Origin of the sequence: Streptomyces peucetius (assembly GCF_025854275.1) — a bacterium.
Taxonomy (GTDB): Bacteria; Actinomycetota; Actinomycetes; order Streptomycetales; family Streptomycetaceae; genus Streptomyces; species Streptomyces peucetius_A.
This window is the reverse complement of sequence record NZ_CP107567.1, coordinates 3,085,767-3,104,035: the sequence shown is the minus strand read 5'-3', so window position 1 is coordinate 3,104,035 and position 18,269 is coordinate 3,085,767. Positions and strand designations below refer to the sequence as shown.

Below are 18,269 nucleotides of genomic sequence, written 5' to 3'. Positions count from 1 at the left end.
TACAGGGAGGGGGACACCCATGCGGTTGAGTTCGAAGAGACCGGACCCGGCGCGACCGCGGCCGCCGGCGCCGATGCAGGTGGTCCAGCTGGACCTGGACGGGCCGGACGGGCCGGTCCTCGCCTTCGGCCCGCCCCCGGGCGACGCGGGCGGGCCCGCCGTGGGCGGTGACGTCTTCGCGCTGGTGCGGCTGCGCGGGCGGCCCGTCGACACCGTCGTCTGCCGGGTCCCGCCCGGGCGGAGCGCCGTCGACGCCGTCGCCGCGGCCGCCCGCGCGCGGCTCACCGGCCGGCAGCCGCCCGCCCCGTCGCCGTCCGGCGGCGACCTGCCGCGTACCAGCGTCGTCGTCGCGACCCGCGACGGCGCGGACCGCCTGGCCCGTACGCTCGACTCGCTGCTCGCGCAGGGCCATCCGGACTTCGAGGTCGTCGTCGTCGACAACGCCTCCGCGACGAGGGCCACCCGCGACCTCGTCCGGCACAAGTACAGCGGCCTCGACACCGTCCGCGTCCGGTACGTCCGCGAACCGGTGCCCGGTCTGGCCACCGCCCACAACCGGGGCGTCGCCGTCGCCGACGGCATGGTCCTCGCCTTCACCGACGACGACGTCGTGGCCGACCCGCACTGGCTCACCGCGCTCACCAGGCCCTTCGCCGACGACCCGCGACTGGGCTGTACGACCGGGCTGATCCTGCCCGCCCGGCTGCGCACACCCGCACAGATCCTGCTGGAGAGCCACGGCGGCTTCGCCAAGGGCTTCGCACCGCGTGTCTACGACCCGCGGCGCCCGCCCGCCGACCAGCCGCTGTTCCCGTTCACCGCGGGCAGCTTCGGCTCCGGCGCGAACATGGCGTTCCGGGCCACCGCGCTGCGCCGCGCCGGCGGCTTCGACCCGGCCACGGGCACGGGTACGCCCGCGAGGGGAGGCGACGACCTGTACGCGTTCGTCGCCGTCCTCATGGCGGGCCACCGGCTGCGGTACGCGCCGGAGGCGCTGGTGTGGCACCACCACCGGGAGACCTGGCAGGACCTGGCCGACCAGACGTACGGGTACGGCGTCGGCCTCACCGCGTCCCTGACCGCCCTGCTGGTCCGCCGCCCCGGCCTGCTGCCCGCGCTGCTGCGCAGACTCCCCGCAGGCCTCGCCCACGCCCGTGCCATCACCGCCCGCCGGGAGTCGGGAACCGGCACGGTGCCGGGACCGCACGGGACGCGGGACCACCCGTGGCCGCGCCACCTCTCCCGGCTCGAGCGCCGGGGCATGCTCGCCGGCCCCTTCGGCTACGCCCACGCACGTCTGCGCCTGCGCGCCACGGGGGCGCCTGCGGCGCCGGACGAGGATGCCGGGAGGGGCTGACGACGGTGGGTGTGATTCCCGTTCTTCTCTACCACGCGGTCATGGACGACCCGCCCGCCTGGATCGCCGAATTCACCGTCGGACGGCGGCAGTTCGACGCCCATCTGGATGCCGTGGCCGCGAGCGGCCGCACCCCGGTCACCGTCGGCACGCTCGTCGACGCGCTCACCGGCGGCGGGCCGCTGCCGCCGAGTCCCGTCGTACTCACCTTCGACGACGGCTTCGCCGATCTCCCCGGGCCCACCGGCGAGGCGCTCGCGAGCCGCCGGATGCCGGCGACCGCGTATCTGACCACCGGTGCCATCACCCCCGGGCGGACGAGCCTGCTGCCGCCCGCGCCGATGATGACCCTGGCCCGGGCGCCGCTGCTGGAGCAGTACGGCATCGAGGTGGGCGCGCACACGGACACCCACCCGCAGCTCGACACGCTCCCGGCCCGCGCGCTGGACCGGGAACTGCGCCGGCCCAAGGCGGAGCTCGAGCAGGTGCTGGGCCATGCCGTGGCCCATCTCGCCTATCCGCACGGCTACAACAGCCGCACCGTCCGCCGGGCGGCGGCCGCCGCCGGGTACGCGTCGGCGGCGGCGGTGCGGCACGCGCTGAGCTCACCGGCCGACGAGCCGTACCGCATCGCCCGGCTGATCGTGCGCCGCACGCACACCGTGGCGCATGTCGAGGCGTGGATGGCCGGCGGGGGCGGTGTGCCGGTCGCGCCGTTCCCCGACGCGCCGCCGACGGTCGGCTGGCGGCTGTACCGGCGGGCCCGCGCGCTGGTGCGGGGCCACCGGTTCGCGGGCTGACCGGGCGAAACGGGGCGAGCACCGCGCACAGCACCACCGCCGACAGGGCCGCCACCCAGGGGGCGGCGGCCCGCCGGCCGGGCCCCGGCGTCGTGCGGCGTCATGTGGCGGGCCCGCTGTGCGGCGGGGAGGAGGCGCGGGCGGCCGGGGCCCGGCCGGTGAGCCGAGGGCAGCACGCGGCGAGCGTGGTCACCGCGGCGAGGAGCACGAGCACGCGCAGGCCGCTGAAGGCGCCGGCGGCGAGCAGCGCGGTCGCGCAGACGGCGGCGGCGCTCACGCTCAGGAAGAGGGTCAGTACGAGCTGCTCCAGACGGTCCGAGTCGCGGGCGAAGCCGTCGTCGTCGTCGCCGTTGCCGTCCTCGTGCGCCGCTGCCCGGTACCTGCGCAGGGCGGGTGCGCAGACCCGGACGACGGCCGTGCCGGGACCGGCGAGCAGGAACGCGACGACGAGGAGCGTACGCAGCGGCGACGCGGCCGGCAGCGCGGTGGCGGCCACCGCGCACCAGCCGACGAGCGGCGGCAGCAGCCGGAGGGCGAGCGGAGCACTGGGTCTCATGAGGAGTCTCCTGTCGTGCGCCTGAGTTCGTAGACGACCCCGGCGCTGTTGCCGCCGGTCCGCTCGAACAGCGGGGAGGCGGCGACGGACCGTTCGATGTGCCGCAACTCGTCCGCGCCGAGCATGCCGTTCATCTCGGAGTTCGCGATCTGGCCGCGGGTGAGCAGGAAGTACGCCCGGCCCGGCGGCGCCACGCCGCTCATGTCCCGGGCGAGCGTGCCGGCCGGGTCGTCGAGGACCTCCTCGACATGGCTCTTCGCGTCCTCGAGGAACCAGTAGTGGCCGACGTCCCAGTAGGAGGCGTACGCCAGCGGGTAGTTGCGGTGCGCGGCGACGACGAGGGAGCCGCGGGGCGCGCCGTCGATCACCTGGCGCACGAGCTCGACCTCCTCGGGCGGGAAGTAGCTGAGCCGGTCCTTTCCGGCGTAGGCGGGCACGAACGCGGCGGTGAGGACGGTCAGGGCGGCCCCGGCGGCCACGGTCCGGCGCCGCGCGCCCGGACGGCCGGCCCCGCCAAACCCGCCGGCCCCGCCGAACCCGCCGGACCCGCTTCCGGCATCGGCGGCGCCCGCGACGCCCGCGGAGGCCGGCTCGGCGCGGGCGTCCCGCGGCAGCAGCGCCGCCGCCGCGAAGAAGCACGCCCCCGGCAGCATGAACAGCAGCACCCGGAAGATCATCTCGCTGCCGTAGTCGTTCGCGACGAGCATCAGCAGCGGGGCCCCGGCGAGCAGCATCAGTGGACGCGCCCGGTTCCGCAGGGCCTTGCGACGCAGCACACCGAGCGCGGCGAGCAGCAGAACCGCTCCCGACAGCATGCGGGCCACCCACGACACGGTGACCGGCCCGGTGCCGGTCGGTGTCGAGCCGTAGCCGGTCTCCAGGTTGCCGCGCACGTCGCCGAAGGCGCGGACCATCTCGGGCACCGCCTCCCGCAGGAACGGCAGCGAGACGGTCAGGTTCCACGCCAGGAACACCACCACCAGCGTGACCAGCGGTGCCCACGACCGATGACGGCGGGTCAGGCACAGTGCGGCGAGCCCGGCTCCCAGCATCACCGGAGTGAGCTGGTGGGAGACGACGATCGCCACGATCAGGGGGACGAGGAGAGCCGTAAGCAGCACCCGCCCCTCCCGCCGTGCACCGTGGCGCAGCACGATCGCGATCACGCCCAGGTACAGGGCGAACGCCAGCGACTGTGGTGAGAAGTAGTCCTGGCCGACCCAGTTGGCGACGCAGAAGAGCCAGACGGCGGTCCAGACGATCCTGCGGTCCCGGGTGAAGGTGCGGTAGACCAGCACCAGCGGGGCGAGCAGCAGCAGACCGGAGACCAGGGGCCACCAGGCCATGTACGCGGCCGCGTCCTGAGCGCCGGTGAGGCGTACGAGCGCCGCCTGTGCGGCGAAGAAGCCGGGCCACTGGTCGTAGACGGCCATGTCGCCGAGCCGTTCGCCGGTCGTCTCCAGCCGGCCCTCGGTCAGCAGGTGGTCCACGACGGCATCGTGCTTCCAGGCCCATGCGTACAGCGGTGTCGGGTAGACCAGCGCCTGGGTGGCGCGCTCCATCAGCAGCAGCCCGAGCACGTACGTGAGCGGCCAGCCGCCGCCGCGCCGGGGGGCGCGTACGCAGTGCCAGAAGCCGCCTGTCAGCAGTGCGAGTGCCGCCCAGTACGCGGCCGGGAGGGCGTCGAGCAGCCCGAAGCCGCCGAGTTCGGCCGGTTCGGTGCGCAGGACGGCGTACTGCCACAGGGCGAGCGCGCCGACGAGGGGCAGTGCGGCCCCCAGGGGAACGCGCCGCCGCCCGCGCGGGGGCGGAGCGACGGGCGGGCCGGACGGCTCGGCCGCAGGTTCCGCGTCCGACGTGACGGACTGGTGCACGTTTCTCCCCCAGGTGGCTCGATCAGGTCGTCCGGTACGGCGGCACCGGTTTCGGTGGCCCGGCGCCGACGAGCACCGCCCGCAGCCCCGGCACGCATATCAGGGCCGTCGCCGTCATCGAGAGCAGCACCGCCCAGCCCGCTCCCGCGATCCCGGCCGGGCCCATCAGCAGCGCCGCGCTGCCGAGGACCAGCACGCACATGGCGGCCTGCAGCGCGGCCAGCACGCCCGTACGTCCCTGGACCCGCAGGACGCCGATGTACAGCTCGACGGCCACCCGGGGCAGGGCCGCGGCGGCCAGCAGCCGCAGCACACCGGTGCCGTGGGCGGCGTAGTCCTCGCCGAACGGGGCCAGGATCCACGGGGCGAAGACGATGAGGAACAGCACGAGCGGCACCAGCAGCAGCGCCATCCGGCGCAGCGCGCCGCGCACCCCGGCGGCGAGCGTCCCGGGGCTGTGCGAGGCGTGGGCGGTCAGCGAGGAGGCCATGTTGACGGCCATGAACTCCATCGTGCCGCCGACGGTGTAGGCGATGTAGAAGAAGCCGTTGTGCGCGGCGTCGAAGCTGACGGCGACCATCACCGGCAGCAGGTTGATCATCGCCAGGGAGAAGAGCGCTCCCGCCGAGTCGCCGGCCAGGAAACGCCCGATGTCGCGCAGGGCCGGCGGTTCCCGGTCGTGGTCGGCGGCGGCCTGCCGGGGGATCAGCCGGCAGAAGACCAGCCAGCCGAGCGGCAGGACGGACAGGGCGATCGCGACGGCCCACGACACGAAGATGCCCAGCACGGGCAGGGTGCCCGCGAACACGACGAGCAGCAGCAGTTTCCCGGTCGAGAACACGGTGTTGCCGACGGGGACCCACACGGCTCTGCGCAGCCCGGTCAGCACCCCGTCCTGCAGGGTCAGCAGCGCCCAGCCGACGCAGGAGGCGGTGAAGAGCAGCCCGGCGGCGAGCGTGCCGAGCGGCGCGTACGAGGGGCCCCACAGGTCGAGCGCGAGCAGGAACGCCACCGAGGCGAGGGACACGACGAGCGAACTGAACGCGTACGTCCGCCACACCAGCGGCCCGGTCCCGCGCCCGGCCCGGGGTACGTAGCGGACGACGGCGCCGATCATGGTGGTGGCGGTGAGGGAGGCGAGCAGCCGCATCGCGGCGATGGCGGCGGACCCCTGACCGACGGCTTCCTGCGTGTAGTGGCGGGCCGCCACCAGCCAGAAGCCGAGCCCGAGCGCGGCGGAGACCCCCGTCGAGAGCATGAGCGCGTAGGCGTTCCGGAACAGTGAATTCCGCATTCCGTGACCGGCGTCGCCGCCCGGCCCGCCCGGAGCGGCGCCCACGGCGTCCACGGCGGGCACCGCCGCCGGTGCGGGCGCCGGGATGCGGGGGGTGTCAGCCACCGGGCGCACTCCGGTGCCAAGCGCGGCGGCGCAGGGCGTCGGCCGGGACACGGGCCGGTGCGCGGCCCGGTGCGGACCGCGGCGGCCGGGCCGGGCGCACGCCGGCGCGGTCCAGCACGGCCGCGACCCGCTCCGCCCGCAGCGGGTCCACGGGCAGCGCGTGGCGCGCGAACCAGGCGGCCGCGGCAGGCGCCGGCGACGCGTCGGTGAAACGGTCGCCCGCGTAGACGTCGAGCGGCGGATCGTAGAGGTAGCCCACGGGAATCCGGTGCCGGGCGAGGGCCGCCGTCGCCGCGGCCCGGTCCTCCACCAGCAGCGGCACCCGGAACAGCGGCTGGGCGGGCCCCGGCCGGGGCGCGGCCCACGGGGTGTCCAGGAGCCGCTGTGTGCCGCGCAGATGGGCCGTGAGCCGTTCGTCGAGGCGCGCCAGCAGCCGCTGCGTACGCCGCATCCTGAGCCGGCCGGGCACGAGCCGGTAGCTGTGCATGTCCACCCGCGCCCAGGAGTCGAACGCGTCGAGCGACGGCGACAGGGAGAGGGCGCGCGCCAGTTCGTCCGGCCGCAGCGCCATTCTGATGTCCGTGCGCTCCTCGCGACCGAGCAGCCGCAGTGCCGCCCGCGCCGCGCCGGTCAGCCGCAGGCCGCGCACACCGGCCTCCGCGTACGGGCGCAGGCCGTACGCGAGTTCGGCCGACAGCCGCGCGGGTGCGAGCAGTGCGTCCCTGGCCCGCGCGAGGTGCTCCCGCGCCGCCGGGTCGGCGACGGCGAGGAACCCGCCGGTACCGGCCCCGGTGTGCTTGGAGAGGCTGAAGACGGACGCCTCGCCGAAGCTGCCGACCGGCCGCCCCGCCACCACGGTGCCGATGGCGTGCGCCGCGTCCTCCAGCAGCGGGATGCCCGACCGGTCGCAGCGGGCGCGCAGTTCGGGGGCGGGGTCCGCACTGCCGTACAGATTCGTGGTCAGGACGGCGGACAGGCCGCACCACACGGACTCCGGGACGGCCGCGGTGTCGAGGGTTCCGTCGTCCGCCCGCAGGGGCGCCTGCACGGGCCGCAGGCCGGCCGCGAGCACCACGAAGAAGATCACGTCGTCGTTGACCGGGGACATCAGGATCCGGCCCCCGGGCCGGCACCAGTGGCGCAGCGCGACGTAGAGCCCCAGACGGCACGACGGCACGTACAGGCACTCTCTGCCCAGGCGCTGCCGCATCTGCTCTTCGAGCGGTGCGTACGCCTGCGGGCAGCCCTCCCCAAGAGCCATGTGTTTCCCCCCACTTGCCCCTGGGTCAATGTGGACCAATCAGGACTGCCCCGTCAATAACGGGGAAGGGCCCATTCCTTGACGGAATGGGCCCTTCTGAGGCCGGGCACGGCAGGCGCCTGGAGCGGTTCGCCCGGTCACTCCTCGAGCGTCAGGCCCTTGCGGAGCCTGCCCAGGGTGCGCGACAGCAGCCGGGAGACATGCATCTGCGAGATGCCGAGTTCCTCGCCGATCTCGGACTGTGTCATGTTGGCGACGAACCGGAGGGAGAGGATCTTGCGGTCCCGCGGCGGCAGGCTCGCGATCATCGGCCTGAGCGACTCGACGTACTCAATGCCTTCGAGGCCGTGGTCCTCGTAGCCGATGCGGTGGGCGAGGGCGCCCTCGGAGTCGTCGTCCTCCGGCTGGGCGTCGAGCGAGCTCGCCGTGTACGCGTTGCTCGCCGCCATGCCTTCGACGACCTCGTCCCGGCCGATGTCGAGACGCTGGGCAAGCTCGTCCACGGTGGGCGCGCGGTCGAGCTTCTGGGAGAGCTCGTCGCCGGCCTTGGCGAGGTCCAGCCGCAGCTCCTGAAGGCGGCGCGGCACCCGCACCGACCAACTGGTGTCACGGAAGAAGCGCTTGATCTCGCCGATGATGGTCGGCATCGCGAAGGTGGGGAACTCGACGCCGCGGGTGAGTTCGAAGCGGTCGATCGCCTTGATCAGGCCGATCGTGCCGACCTGGACGATGTCCTCCATCGGTTCGCTGCGGGTACGGAACCGGGAGGCGGCGAACTTGACGAGCGCGAGGTTCAGTTCGACCAGCGTGTTGCGGACGTACGCGTACTCGTGGGTGCCCTCCTCGAGGGAGGCGAGGCGTGCGAAGAGTGTCTTGGACAGTTCTCGCGCGTCCACCGCGCCGACCTCTTCGAACGGCGGGATCTCCGGCAGGCCTTCCAGGCCCAGCGGCTCCGCGGCGGTCTCGTCGGTGGGGGTGGACAGTGTCGACGGCGCGTGGGGGGTACGCGTGGCGTCGAGCCGGGGTGACATGGTCTCCTCCATCGTTCTCGGCATATGGCTGCCGAAGCCGATACATGCTGCTGCGGTGAGCGGCGCCTCCAAAGCCGGCCGTGTTGGTTGTGTCCCTACTAGCCCTACCCGGTCGGACATGACGATCGCAAGTGGCATATCTGTAGGTTGTCCCTATTGTCGGCTAGTTCGGCTACCGGAGTGTGCAGGGAGGGCGTAGGGTTCGACGGACGTCAGCGCTGTCCGTCGACGGTGCCCGGCGTGACGCAGAACACGGTGAACGACGCAGTGAACGACGACGCAGTGAACGACACGGCGAAAAGGGACGGCATGGACCGCGAGACGGTCGGCAGCGTGAATCGGGGCCGGCTTCAGGTCGACGTTCGGACCGAGGGGCGCAGCGAGATTGTGAAACCGGCGGGTGAGCTCGATCACCACACCGCCGACCTGCTGCGTGTGCCCTTGGAGGAGGCGATCGAACAGGGCCGTGTGCGCCTGGTCATCGACTGCTCACAGCTCGAGTTCTGTGACTCCACCGGGCTCAACGTGCTGCTCGGCGCCAGGCTGAAGGCCGAGGCCGGCGGGGGAGGGGTCCATCTGGCCGGAATGCTTCCCGTGGTGGCCCGGGTCTTCGAGATCACGGGAGCCGAGGCGGTCTTCACGGTGCACGACTCCGTCGAGGACGCCCTGCTCAACTGACCGGCCGGTTCCCTGTTGCCTGTGTCACGCGGGCGGAGCCGAACACGTGGGTGTTGTCACGATGCGGTCGGGCAGGAGAACCCCGCAGAGCGTTGAACGCCCAGCACTCTGCGTACAGCAACTGCTACTCGAACCATGGCGAACTGGTGAATCGGTGAATCGGTGAGGTGAAGCGCTGATGAGCACCACCCGGCAGCAGCAGCCGGGCGACCTCGGCCCAGAGCCGGGTGGCGCCGGCGCGGCACCGGCCGTACCCGCCCCGGAGTCCCCGGGTGTGCCCGGCGGTGCCGTGCGCAGGCTTGCCCTGGGTGCGGCCAGCGGGATCGTTCCGCTCGCCCGTGACTTCACGCGACAGGCGCTCCACGACTGGGGATGGCTGCCCGCCGCGACGGCCGACCGGAGGGCCGCCGCCGAGGATGTGCTCCTCGTCGTCTCCGAGCTGGTCACCAACGCCTGCCTGCACGCGGAGGGTCCCGAGGAACTGCGCGTCGGCTGCGACGGCAAGGTGCTGCGCCTCGAGGTCGCCGACCGCGGGACCGGGCACCCGTCGCCGCGCACCCCGCACCGGGCCGGGCGGCCCGGCGGGCACGGCATGTTCATCGTCCAGCGGCTCTGCATGGACTGGGGTGTCGTGAGAACCCCCGGGTCGCCGGGCAAGACGGTGTGGGCGGAGCTCGCCGCCCCCGCGTGAGCGTTGCCTGAATCTCTTGTGGAGCACGCCGGTACGGCGTGCTCTTTGTCTTCCCTCCCCACGGCCTCCGGCGTACCTTGGCGCCCGATCTGATGTGTCGTCAGTTACCGTGCCGCGGCCGAGGGGATCCGACGTGTCGTACCAGAAACGAACAGCTCTCGCGCTGGCAGCGGCGGCGTGCCCGGTGGTGCTGATGACCGCCCCGGCCGCGCATGCCGCCGTCGTGGACGTCGACTACCGGTGCGAGACGCCGATCGGCCCGAAGGGCGCCGTCTCGCCGATCGACATCGAGGCCGTGAAGAGCGGGAGCGCGTACAAGCTCACGATGTCGTTCCAGAAGGGTGTCTCCTCCAGCCCGGTGGAACTGGGCAAGGGCGCCATGAACCCGAGCGCGGTCATCGAGCTCGGCGGCGCGGAGACCGGGAAGGTCCGGGTGTCGGGCCCGCCCAACGCGGCGGCCGTACCGGCCGAGACGCCGATCAGGATCAGCGACCTCTCCGGCACGTACACCCCGAGGAAGAGCGGCAGGGTCACCTTCACGGCGGGCGTGCTGACGATCAAGGCGCTCGGTACGACCACGACCTGTACGCCGAAGAACAGTCCTGGGCCCTCCCTCGAACTGGACGTCACGGCGGCGGGCGGGGGCGGCACCCCGCCGTCCGAGCTCCCGAAGACCGGCCCGCTTGACTCGGCGACGGCACTCGGCACGCTCGGTGGAACGGTTCTGCTGGCCGGGGCGGCCGGTGTGCTGTGGCTGACCCGGCGTGGCGGCGCACCCGGTGACGCACCTGGTGACGTGCAGGCCGGCGTGTCGCAGGCCGGCGTGGCGCACGGTGGCGCGCACGGCGGCCGGACCGCGGGCTGACCCGTGCGGGCCGCCCTCGCGCTCGTACTCGCCCTGGCCGCGCCGCCCACGGCCGGTTGGGAGCCGGGGCGTGAGTACGTGTATCTGGAAGGCGGCCCCGGCACGGTGCTGGAGGACCGCGTCCTGGTCACCAACCCGGGCCCGCGGCGGCTCACCGTGGACCTGCGCGCCTCCCGCGCCCCGACGCCGTGGATCGCCCTCGCGGCCGAGCGGGTGACGATCCCGGCCCGCACCCGGGCGGAGATCCCCTTCACGGTGACCGTCCCCGCGGACACGCCGCCCGGCGAACAGACGGCGACGATCACGGCCTCGGCCGGCGGCCGGTCGGAGCCGATCCGGATCCATCTGCGGGTGAGCGGCCCGAGGGTACCGGCCCTGACCGTCGAGGACGTGTCGTACTCCGGCGGATCCGTGCACTACACCCTGGTCAACCGCGGCAACACACCTCTGTCGTCCCGCGTGTCCCTCCACAGCGACGGCCTCCTCACGGGCCCCACCAGCCACCCGCCCCGCGAACCGGCCGTCCTTCCGCCGGCGAGCCGGGTCTCCCTCTCCGAGCGGTGGGACGCCCCGGCCCTGGACGCCGTCGACCTGCGGCTGCGCGTCACGGCGGCGGGCGGCGTGAGCGCGGAGTCGACGCTGGAGAAGACCTTCGTCCCCCGGACGGCCCTGCTGCTCCTGCTGTTCCTGCTCCTGCCCGTACCTCTGTGGTTCCGCCGCCGCGCCAAGAGAGCAGGAGGCTGACGATGCCGCGCTTCCACCCCGTCGTGGACGTCCCGCCCGCCCGCCGCGCCCTGAGCGCCGTCGTCGCCGTCCTGCTCCTGCTGGCCGCCACCGCACCCGCTGTCACCGCCGCGTCCGCCGCCGTCGCCGCGCCGCCCACGCCCGACGTGAAACTCTCCGCGCCCCAGGCGGGCAGGGGCGGCGACCTCACCGTCAGCGGCACCCACTGGCGGCCCGGCACCCTCCTCATGCTGCTCATCTGCGGCCGGTCCTCTCCCGACAAGGGCGTGATCGGCGGCACGAACTCCTGCGCCAACGCGGACGGCCGCGCCGTCACCACCGACGCGCAGGGCACGTTCAGCAAGAAGGTCCCGGTGGCCGAGCCGCCCGTGCCCTGCCCCTGCGTCGTGCACGTCGCCACCGTGACGGGCGAACAGCAGGTCGTCGACGCCGAGTTCGTCGTGGCAGGGCACCCGACCGCCCCGCTTCCCGAGCAGAGCGGCGGCGGCAGGCTCGCCGTGCTCACCACGACCCGTCTCGAGGGGGAGTCGGGACTCCTCGTGTTCTTCGGCGCCCCGCCGGCCCGGACCTTCGAGTTCACCGTCGGCAACCTCGGCACCGGCCCCGTCGAGGACCCCGTGTTCCAGATCGGCACCGCGCACGGTGTGTTCGCCCCGCAGTGGGAGGAGCAGCAGTGGCGCGGCACGGTCAAGCCGGGCGAGAAGGCCCGGATCGAGCTGCCGGTGCAGCTCTCGGCCGGGGCACACGGCGACTACTCGATCTCGGTGAAGTACGGCGACAAGGTCCTCGCCGAGCAGCCGTGGGGTGTGCCAGTCCCGTGGGGCGTGACCATCTTCTGGGTCCTGCTCGCCCTCGTCGTACCGACCGCCGTGTTCCGCATCGGCATGGCGGTCGTCGACAGGGTCCGGCCCCCGCGCCCGCGCCACGCCCGTCCCGCACCGTCACCCGCCGGGACACCACTGCCGGAGACGGCACCGCAAACCCCTGACTCCGCACCGTCAGAGAACCGACCCACGACGAAGGGACATTCGTGAGTACGCAACGGAGGATGAGCGCGGCCGGGGTCGCGCTGATGCTCGGCGGCGCGGGGACACTGCTGGCCGCGAGCCCCGCCCAGGCCGCAGAGGTCTCGTACGCGACGGAGTGCATCCCGCCGCCCATCTCAGGTCTGCCGCCCGTGCAGGGCACCACCACGGTGCAGATCACCGCACCCGAGGAGGCGAAGGTCGGCGACGAGGTCGAGGTGGTGTGGAAGACCGTCCGGGCCGCGTCCAAGAACCCGGACATCCTGGATCTGCAGAAGGACACGGTCAAACCGACCGGCACGATCACCCTGGGCGGCGCGGCGAGCGGCGAGCTGAAGCTGGAGGGCCCGCGCCGGAACCCGCCGATCCCGAAGAACAGCCCGATGATCCTGCCCGACATGAAAGCCACGCTGAAGCTGGAGAGGGCCGGAGAGGTCACGCTGACACCGGGCGCGTACGCCATCAATGTCTCGAAGCCGATTTCGACGGACACGAAGTGCGCGCCGAAGGAGACGGTCGCGACCGGCGCGACGATCAAGGTGACGGAAGACGGAGGCGGCACGACGTCCGGCGGCACGACCTCGGGCGGTACGACGTCCGGCGGCACGAGCAGCGGCGGCACGACCTCCGGCGGGAGCGACGGCGGGGCCACGACCTCCGGGGGCACCACGACCTCCGGGGGCACCGACGGCGGCGCCACGGGCGGCGGTGACCCCGCACCCACCGACCCCGGCCCGAGCGACTTCCAGGGCAAGGAGGTCGAGGTCGCGTACGCCTGCAAGACGCCCATCGGCGACAAGGACGCCGTCTCCCCGGTCCGTATCGACGCCAGTAAGAACGGCGGGAACTACGACCTGACCGTGAAGTTCTCCAAGTCCGTGATGGACAGCCCCGCCGACATCCCGGCCGACTCGGTCAAGCCCTCCATGGAGGTCGAGCTCGGCGGGGCCGACAAGGGCTTCGTGCACGTCGAGGGGCCGACCAACGAGGAACCCATCAAGTCCGGCGACCCCATCGAGATCCCCGACCTCACGGGCACGTACAAGCCGGGCGCCACCGGCAGGGCGACGCTCAGTCCCGGCGTCCTCACGGTCGAGGCGCTCGGCACCACCACGACCTGCACCCCGCCGGCCGACGTCCCGTTCTCCCTGGAGCTCGACACCTCGGCCCAGCCGGGGGGCGCGTCGGGCGGCACGACGTCCGGTGGCACGACCTCGGGTGGCACGGGCGGCACGGGCGGCAGCTCCGGCGGCCTCGCCCAGACCGGCGCGGAGAACACCGGCGCCCTGCGCGCCCTCGCCCTCGTCGCGGGCACGGTGATCCTGCTCGGCGGCGCGGTGTTCACGTTCACCCCGTGGCAGCGTCTCCGGCGCTGACAACGCCGGAGGGCCGCCGCACCGGAAACGGTGCGGCGGCCCTCCGGCAGAGCGGACCGGTCAGTGCACGCCGCCCATGAGGGGCTGCACCTTCCTGCGGTACATGTAGATCGCGACACCGGCGATCACAGCGAGCGCGCCCTGGCTGGCGAACCACCATGTGGTGTCGGTCGGCGCGCCCAGCAGCTGCAGCAGCGCGATGACCGAGTCACCGGCGGTGACGGCCAGGAACCAGACGCCCATCATCTGCGACGCGTACTTGGCGGGGGCCAGCTTGGTCGTCAGTGACAGGCCGACCGGGGAGAGGGTGAGCTCACCGACGGTCTGGAACAGGTACACCGAGCACAGCCACAGCGGGGTGACCATGACGCCGCCCGCGGACGCGGCCTGGGCCAGCATCATCACGAAGAACGAGCCGCCGACCAGGACCAGGCCCATCGTGAACTTCACCAGCGTGCTCGGCTCCTTGGAGCGGCGGGCCAGCGAGACCCAGAGCCAGGCGAAGACCGGAGCGAGAGCCATCACGTAGAGCGGGTTCAGCGACTGGAAGTAGCTGGCCGGGAACTCCCAGCCGAGCAGCGACAGGTCGGTGTTGTGCTCGGCGAACAGGCTCAGGGTGGAGCCGGTCTGGTCGTAGATGCCCCAGAAGATGGCCGCGGCCACGAAGAACCAGACGTACGCGGACATCCGCGAGCGCTCGACGGGCTCCAGGTCCGGGTCGCGCTTGATGCGGAGCAGGTACCAGGCGGGCAGGACCAGTCCGAGAACGGTCAGCGGCCACAGGACCCAGTCGATGGTGTACGAACCGGAGAGTCCGACGACGGCGTACGCGACAGCCGCGACGGCGAGCCAGGTCAGCACCTTCTTGATGACGCCTGCGCGCTCGGCGTCCGAGAGCGGGGCGGGCACCCGGCTGGACTCCGGGGCCAGCGTGCGGGAGCCGAGGAAGTAGCAGATCAGTCCGAGCGCCATGCCGACACCGGCCAGGGCGAAGCCGTAGTGCCAGTTGACCTTCTGGCCCACGAGCCCGATCGTCAGCGGTGCGGCGAAGGCACCGAGGTTGATGCCCATGTAGAAGATCGTGAAGCCGCCGTCGCGGCGCGGGTCGTTCTTGTCCCGGTAGAGGTGGCCGACCATCGTGGAGATGTTGGCCTTGAGGAGACCGGAACCGGCCGCGATGAGGGCCAGTCCGACGAAGAACGAGACCTCCATCGGCAGGGCCAGCATGAAGTGGCCGATCATGATGATCGTGCCGGAGACGGCGACCGTCTTCCGCGCACCCCACACACGGTCACCGAACCAGCCGCCCGGCAGGGCGAGCAGGTAGACCATGGCGTTGTAGACGGAGTAGATGGCGACGGCTGTCGCCGCGTCGAAACCGAGACCGCCGTCGGCGACCTTGGCCGACAGGTACAGCACGAGCAAGGCGCGCATGCCGTAGAAGCTGTAGCGCTCCCACATCTCGGTCATGAAGAGAATGGCCAGACCGCGTGGGTGGCCGAGGAACGTCTTCTCCGAGCCAGGGGTACTGGCCGAATCCGTCGTCAGGCTGGACGCCATGGTCGATCCTTGCTTGCTCGGGACGCGGCGCTTCGTGAGCGATGCGCGCCCGGTGGGGGGAGGCCGGCACCGGTACGGGGCCGTCCGCCCCCACGTCTGTCAGGGGCCCCTCCGCGAATCGGAGGTCGGGAACGGCCCGCACCGGGATCCACGCCCCGGACGCCGTGTCGCACCCGGAGCCCGGCCAACAGGTCATTCGCTGCGTGAGGCCGGGCTCGAAACGGATGGAACGGTACCGGGCCGACCTTCATGCAGAAAAAGAGACCTTCGGTGCGCAGGGCAGCCAAAGGTCCCCGAGTTGCACTACGGGAGTCTCGCCACCATACGACACGACAGTGCGGCATATGGAAGGACTTGAGACATGAATCACAGGTGAATATGGAACCGCGTGCCCTGAATCGAAGGTGTCAATCAGGATCGCACCCTATAGCCGCAGGGTCCCACGATCACGCCCCGAGGGCCGGTCACCGCGGACTACCATCACCCCATGACCCGTGTACTGCTCGCCGAGGACGACGCGTCCATCTCGGAACCGCTGGCCCGTGCCCTGCGCCGGGAGGGATACGAGGTGGAGGTACGCGAGGACGGCCCGTCGGCCCTCGACGCGGGACTCGCCGGCGGCGCGGATCTCGTGGTGCTCGATCTCGGGCTGCCCGATATGGACGGCCTGGAGGTCGCCCGCCGGCTGCGCGCCGAGGGGCACTCGATCCCGATCCTGGTGCTCACCGCACGCGCCGACGAGGTGGACACCGTCGTGGGCCTCGACGCGGGCGCCGACGACTACGTCACCAAGCCGTTCCGCCTCGCCGAGCTGCTCGCCCGGGTCCGGGCCCTGCTGCGGCGCGGCGCCACGGAGGCCGTACCGGCGCCCGCCACGCACGGTGTCCGGATCGACGTCGAGTCCCACCGCGCCTGGATGGGCGACGAGGAGCTGCAGCTGACGGCGAAGGAGTTCGACCTGCTGCGCGTCCTGGTCAGGGATGCCGGCCGGGTCGTCACCCGCGAGCAGCTGATGCGCGAGGTCTGGGACACCACCTGGTGGTCGTCCACCAAGACCCTCGACATGCACATCTCCTGGCTGCGCAAGAAGCTCGGCGACGACGCGGCGAACCCCCGTTACATCGCTACTGTGCGCGGAGTGGGCTTCCGCTTCGAGAAGTCCTGACCCCCAGGAAGTCCGGGCACCATGCGCCGCCGTCTGATCACCTCCACACTCGCCGTGGTGCTCGTCGTCATCGCCGTCTTCGGCGTCTCCCTGGTGCTCGTCGAGACGCGCACCATCACCAGCAGTGCCCAGGAGAGCGTGGACTCCGACGCTCTGCGCCTCGTCAGCATCGTCGAGAGCCGCCTGGTCGGCGGTGAGCCGGTCAATCCGGACATTCTCGCCGATCAGGGCGACATCACCCGCTACGCCCACATCCGTGTCCCCGGCCGGGAACCCATCGAGATCGGCGAGCCGCCCTCCGGCGGCGTCATCCGTGGCACCGCGCAGGGCGAGCCGGGCATCACGGTCACCGTGGAGGAGTCCCGCTCCTCCGTGAACCGTGAGGTCGGCCGGTCCCTGCTGATCATCGGCGGGGTGGCGCTGCTCGCCGTCGTCGCGGCCGTACTGCTCGCGGTGCGCCAGGCCAACCGGCTCGGCTCACCGCTCACCGACCTCGCGGAGACCGCGGAACGCCTCGGGTCCGGCGACCCGCGGCCCCGCCACCGCCGCTACGGCGTGCCCGAGCTGGACCGGGTCGCCGACGTGCTCGACGCCAGCGCGGAGCGCATCGCCCGGATGCTGACGGCGGAGCGGCGGCTCGCGGCGGACGCCTCCCATCAGCTCCGTACACCGCTGACCGCGCTGTCGATGCGGCTGGAGGAGATCACGGTCACCGACGACCTGGAGACCGTGAAGGAGGAGGCGAGCATCGCCCTCACCCAGGTGGAGCGGCTCACCGACGTGGTCCAGCGGCTGCTGACGAACTCGCGCGACCCGCGCACGGGCTCGGCCGTCGTCTTCGACCTGGACGAGGTGGTCAAGCAGCAGCTGGAGGAGTGGCGCCCGGTCTGCCGCAGCGCCGGCCGGGCCATCGTCTGCTCGGGCCGCCAGGGCATGCGGGCCGTCGGCACGCCCGGCGCGGTGGCCCAGGTCCTCGCGGCGCTGATCGAGAACTCGCTGATGCACGGCGGCGGCACCATCGCCGTGCGCACCAGGGTCACCGGCAACCAGGCGGTGGTGGAGGTGACGGACGAGGGGCCCGGCGTGTCGAGCGATCTCGGGGCGCGGATCTTCGAGCGGACCATCAGCGGCCGCAACTCGACCGGCATCGGGCTGGCGGTCGCGCGGGACCTGGCGGAGGCGGACGGCGGCCGGCTGGAGCTGCTCCAGCAGCACCCGCCCGTGTTCGCGCTCTTCCTGAGCCGGGTGGCGAGAAAGCGCAAGGACGAGAAGCCGACGGTCAGATGAGCCGGCCCGCGGTGCGCGCCGCGCGTCAGCGGCCGACGGGGTCCCGCACCGGCTCGGGTTCCGGCTGCGGCCGGCGCTGCGCGAGGAACGAGTCGGCCTGCTTCACCGGCCCCCGCTGGGGCAGCGCCCGGAACACCCAGGTGCGGTACGACCAGAACCGGAACAGCGTCGCGACACCGATCCCGAGGAACTTGAAGATGTTGCTCTGGAGCGGGGTGTCCCAGCCGAAGCCGTACGTCGCCGTGTACAGGACGCCGTTCTCGATCACCAGGCCCACGGCGCTGAACACCAGGAACAGGGTCAGTTCGCGGGTCCGGCGGGTCTTGTCGCGGTCGCGGTAGGTGAAGTACCGGAAGCCCACGTAGTTGAAGGCGATCGCGACGACCGTCGCCAGGATCGACGCCCGGACGACCGGGATCTCGGTGACCTGCCGTACGAGATTGAAGACCGCGAGGTTGACGAGCAGCCCCGCCCCGCCGACCGCGCCGAACTTGGCCACTTCCCGGGTGAGCTGCTGGAGCTGCCCCCGCAGCCTTCCGCCTCGTCCGCTCGTAGTGCGAGCACTCATAGTGCGAGCCCAGCCTCGTCAGTCGGCATCGT

At 72.5% G+C, this 18,269-nt stretch carries 16 protein-coding genes and 1 pseudogene; 10 read left to right on the top strand and 7 right to left on the bottom strand.

What is annotated here, in order from left to right; all coding sequences use genetic code 11:
• The first annotated feature begins 73 nt into the window (after positions 1 to 73).
• Both OGH68_RS14070 and OGH68_RS14065 read left to right on the top strand, forming a co-directional pair.
• Positions 74 to 1,357 carry a glycosyltransferase gene (locus OGH68_RS14070; RefSeq protein ID WP_413471109.1) on the top strand — a complete coding sequence of 428 codons (1,284 nt, stop codon included), beginning with the start codon at positions 74 to 76 and terminating at the stop codon, positions 1,355 to 1,357.
• 41 nt (positions 1,358 to 1,398) lie between these two features.
• Positions 1,399 to 2,157, top strand: a complete 759-nt coding sequence (locus OGH68_RS14065) for a polysaccharide deacetylase family protein (RefSeq protein ID WP_264244008.1) — start codon at positions 1,399 to 1,401, stop codon at positions 2,155 to 2,157.
• Positions 2,158 to 2,257: 100 nt separating this feature from the next.
• Here OGH68_RS14065 and OGH68_RS14060 read toward each other — a convergent pair whose 3' ends face one another.
• From OGH68_RS14060 to OGH68_RS14040, 5 genes and pseudogenes are all read right to left on the bottom strand, one after another.
• The gene (locus tag OGH68_RS14060) at positions 2,258 to 2,713 is read right to left on the bottom strand and encodes a hypothetical protein (RefSeq protein WP_264244005.1); all 456 of its coding nucleotides are present in this window, start codon (positions 2,711 to 2,713) and stop codon (positions 2,258 to 2,260) included.
• Positions 2,710 to 4,494, bottom strand: coding sequence for a glycosyltransferase (locus OGH68_RS14055; protein ID WP_413471108.1), 1,785 nt, complete (start codon positions 4,492 to 4,494; stop codon positions 2,710 to 2,712). The genes OGH68_RS14060 and OGH68_RS14055 overlap by 4 nt, the downstream gene beginning before the upstream one ends.
• Positions 4,495 to 4,497: 3 nt before the next feature.
• Positions 4,498 to 5,935 (bottom strand): annotated as a pseudogene (locus OGH68_RS14050) (lipopolysaccharide biosynthesis protein); the annotation flags it as partial.
• A gap of 43 nt (positions 5,936 to 5,978) precedes the next feature.
• On the bottom strand, positions 5,979 to 7,247 hold the full coding sequence (locus OGH68_RS14045) for a DegT/DnrJ/EryC1/StrS family aminotransferase (RefSeq protein ID WP_413470981.1): 1,269 nt from the start codon (positions 7,245 to 7,247) through the stop codon (positions 5,979 to 5,981).
• A 137-nt stretch (positions 7,248 to 7,384) separates the two neighbouring features.
• Positions 7,385 to 8,278 (bottom strand): RNA polymerase sigma factor SigF, encoded by an 894-nt coding sequence (locus tag OGH68_RS14040; protein WP_264250069.1) that lies wholly within the window; start codon positions 8,276 to 8,278, stop codon positions 7,385 to 7,387.
• Between the two features lie 309 nt (positions 8,279 to 8,587).
• Here OGH68_RS14040 and OGH68_RS14035 point away from each other — a divergent pair, with 309 nt between their 5' ends.
• The 6 genes from OGH68_RS14035 to OGH68_RS14010 all read left to right on the top strand — a co-directional run bounded on the left by OGH68_RS14035 (position 8,588) and on the right by OGH68_RS14010 (position 13,657).
• Positions 8,588 to 8,956 carry an STAS domain-containing protein gene (locus tag OGH68_RS14035; protein ID WP_264250067.1) on the top strand — a complete coding sequence of 123 codons (369 nt, stop codon included), beginning with the start codon at positions 8,588 to 8,590 and terminating at the stop codon, positions 8,954 to 8,956.
• A gap of 178 nt (positions 8,957 to 9,134) precedes the next feature.
• Positions 9,135 to 9,647 carry an ATP-binding protein gene (locus OGH68_RS14030; protein ID WP_264244002.1) on the top strand — a complete coding sequence of 171 codons (513 nt, stop codon included), beginning with the start codon at positions 9,135 to 9,137 and terminating at the stop codon, positions 9,645 to 9,647.
• Positions 9,648 to 9,780: 133 nt separating this feature from the next.
• Positions 9,781 to 10,512: a peptidase gene (locus tag OGH68_RS14025; protein ID WP_264244001.1), complete on the top strand. Its 732-nt coding sequence runs from the start codon at positions 9,781 to 9,783 to the stop codon at positions 10,510 to 10,512.
• Between the two features lie 3 nt (positions 10,513 to 10,515).
• Positions 10,516 to 11,256 (top strand): hypothetical protein, encoded by a 741-nt coding sequence (locus tag OGH68_RS14020; protein WP_264244000.1) that lies wholly within the window; start codon positions 10,516 to 10,518, stop codon positions 11,254 to 11,256.
• A gap of 2 nt (positions 11,257 to 11,258) precedes the next feature.
• A complete protein-coding gene (locus OGH68_RS14015; protein ID WP_264243998.1) occupies positions 11,259 to 12,290 on the top strand; it encodes a hypothetical protein in 1,032 nt (343 codons plus the stop codon).
• Between the two features lie 14 nt (positions 12,291 to 12,304).
• Positions 12,305 to 13,657, top strand: a complete 1,353-nt coding sequence (locus tag OGH68_RS14010; RefSeq protein ID WP_264243996.1) for a hypothetical protein — start codon at positions 12,305 to 12,307, stop codon at positions 13,655 to 13,657.
• Between the two features lie 60 nt (positions 13,658 to 13,717).
• Here the strand turns inward: OGH68_RS14010 and OGH68_RS14005 are convergent, their stop codons facing one another.
• Complete coding sequence (locus OGH68_RS14005; RefSeq protein ID WP_264243994.1) at positions 13,718 to 15,217, bottom strand: peptide MFS transporter; 1,500 nt, start codon at positions 15,215 to 15,217, stop codon at positions 13,718 to 13,720.
• 487 nt (positions 15,218 to 15,704) lie between these two features.
• On the opposite strand from OGH68_RS14005, the gene OGH68_RS14000 reads away from it, so the two are divergent.
• The gene (locus OGH68_RS14000; RefSeq protein WP_264243992.1) at positions 15,705 to 16,382 is read left to right on the top strand and encodes a response regulator transcription factor; all 678 of its coding nucleotides are present in this window, start codon (positions 15,705 to 15,707) and stop codon (positions 16,380 to 16,382) included.
• 21 nt (positions 16,383 to 16,403) lie between these two features.
• Complete coding sequence (locus OGH68_RS13995) at positions 16,404 to 17,669, top strand: ATP-binding protein (RefSeq protein ID WP_264243991.1); 1,266 nt, start codon at positions 16,404 to 16,406, stop codon at positions 17,667 to 17,669.
• A gap of 25 nt (positions 17,670 to 17,694) precedes the next feature.
• On the opposite strand, the gene OGH68_RS13990 is transcribed toward OGH68_RS13995, so the two are convergent.
• Positions 17,695 to 18,237 (bottom strand): GtrA family protein, encoded by a 543-nt coding sequence (locus OGH68_RS13990; RefSeq protein WP_264243989.1) that lies wholly within the window; start codon positions 18,235 to 18,237, stop codon positions 17,695 to 17,697.
• Between the last annotated feature and the right edge of the window lie 32 nt (positions 18,238 to 18,269).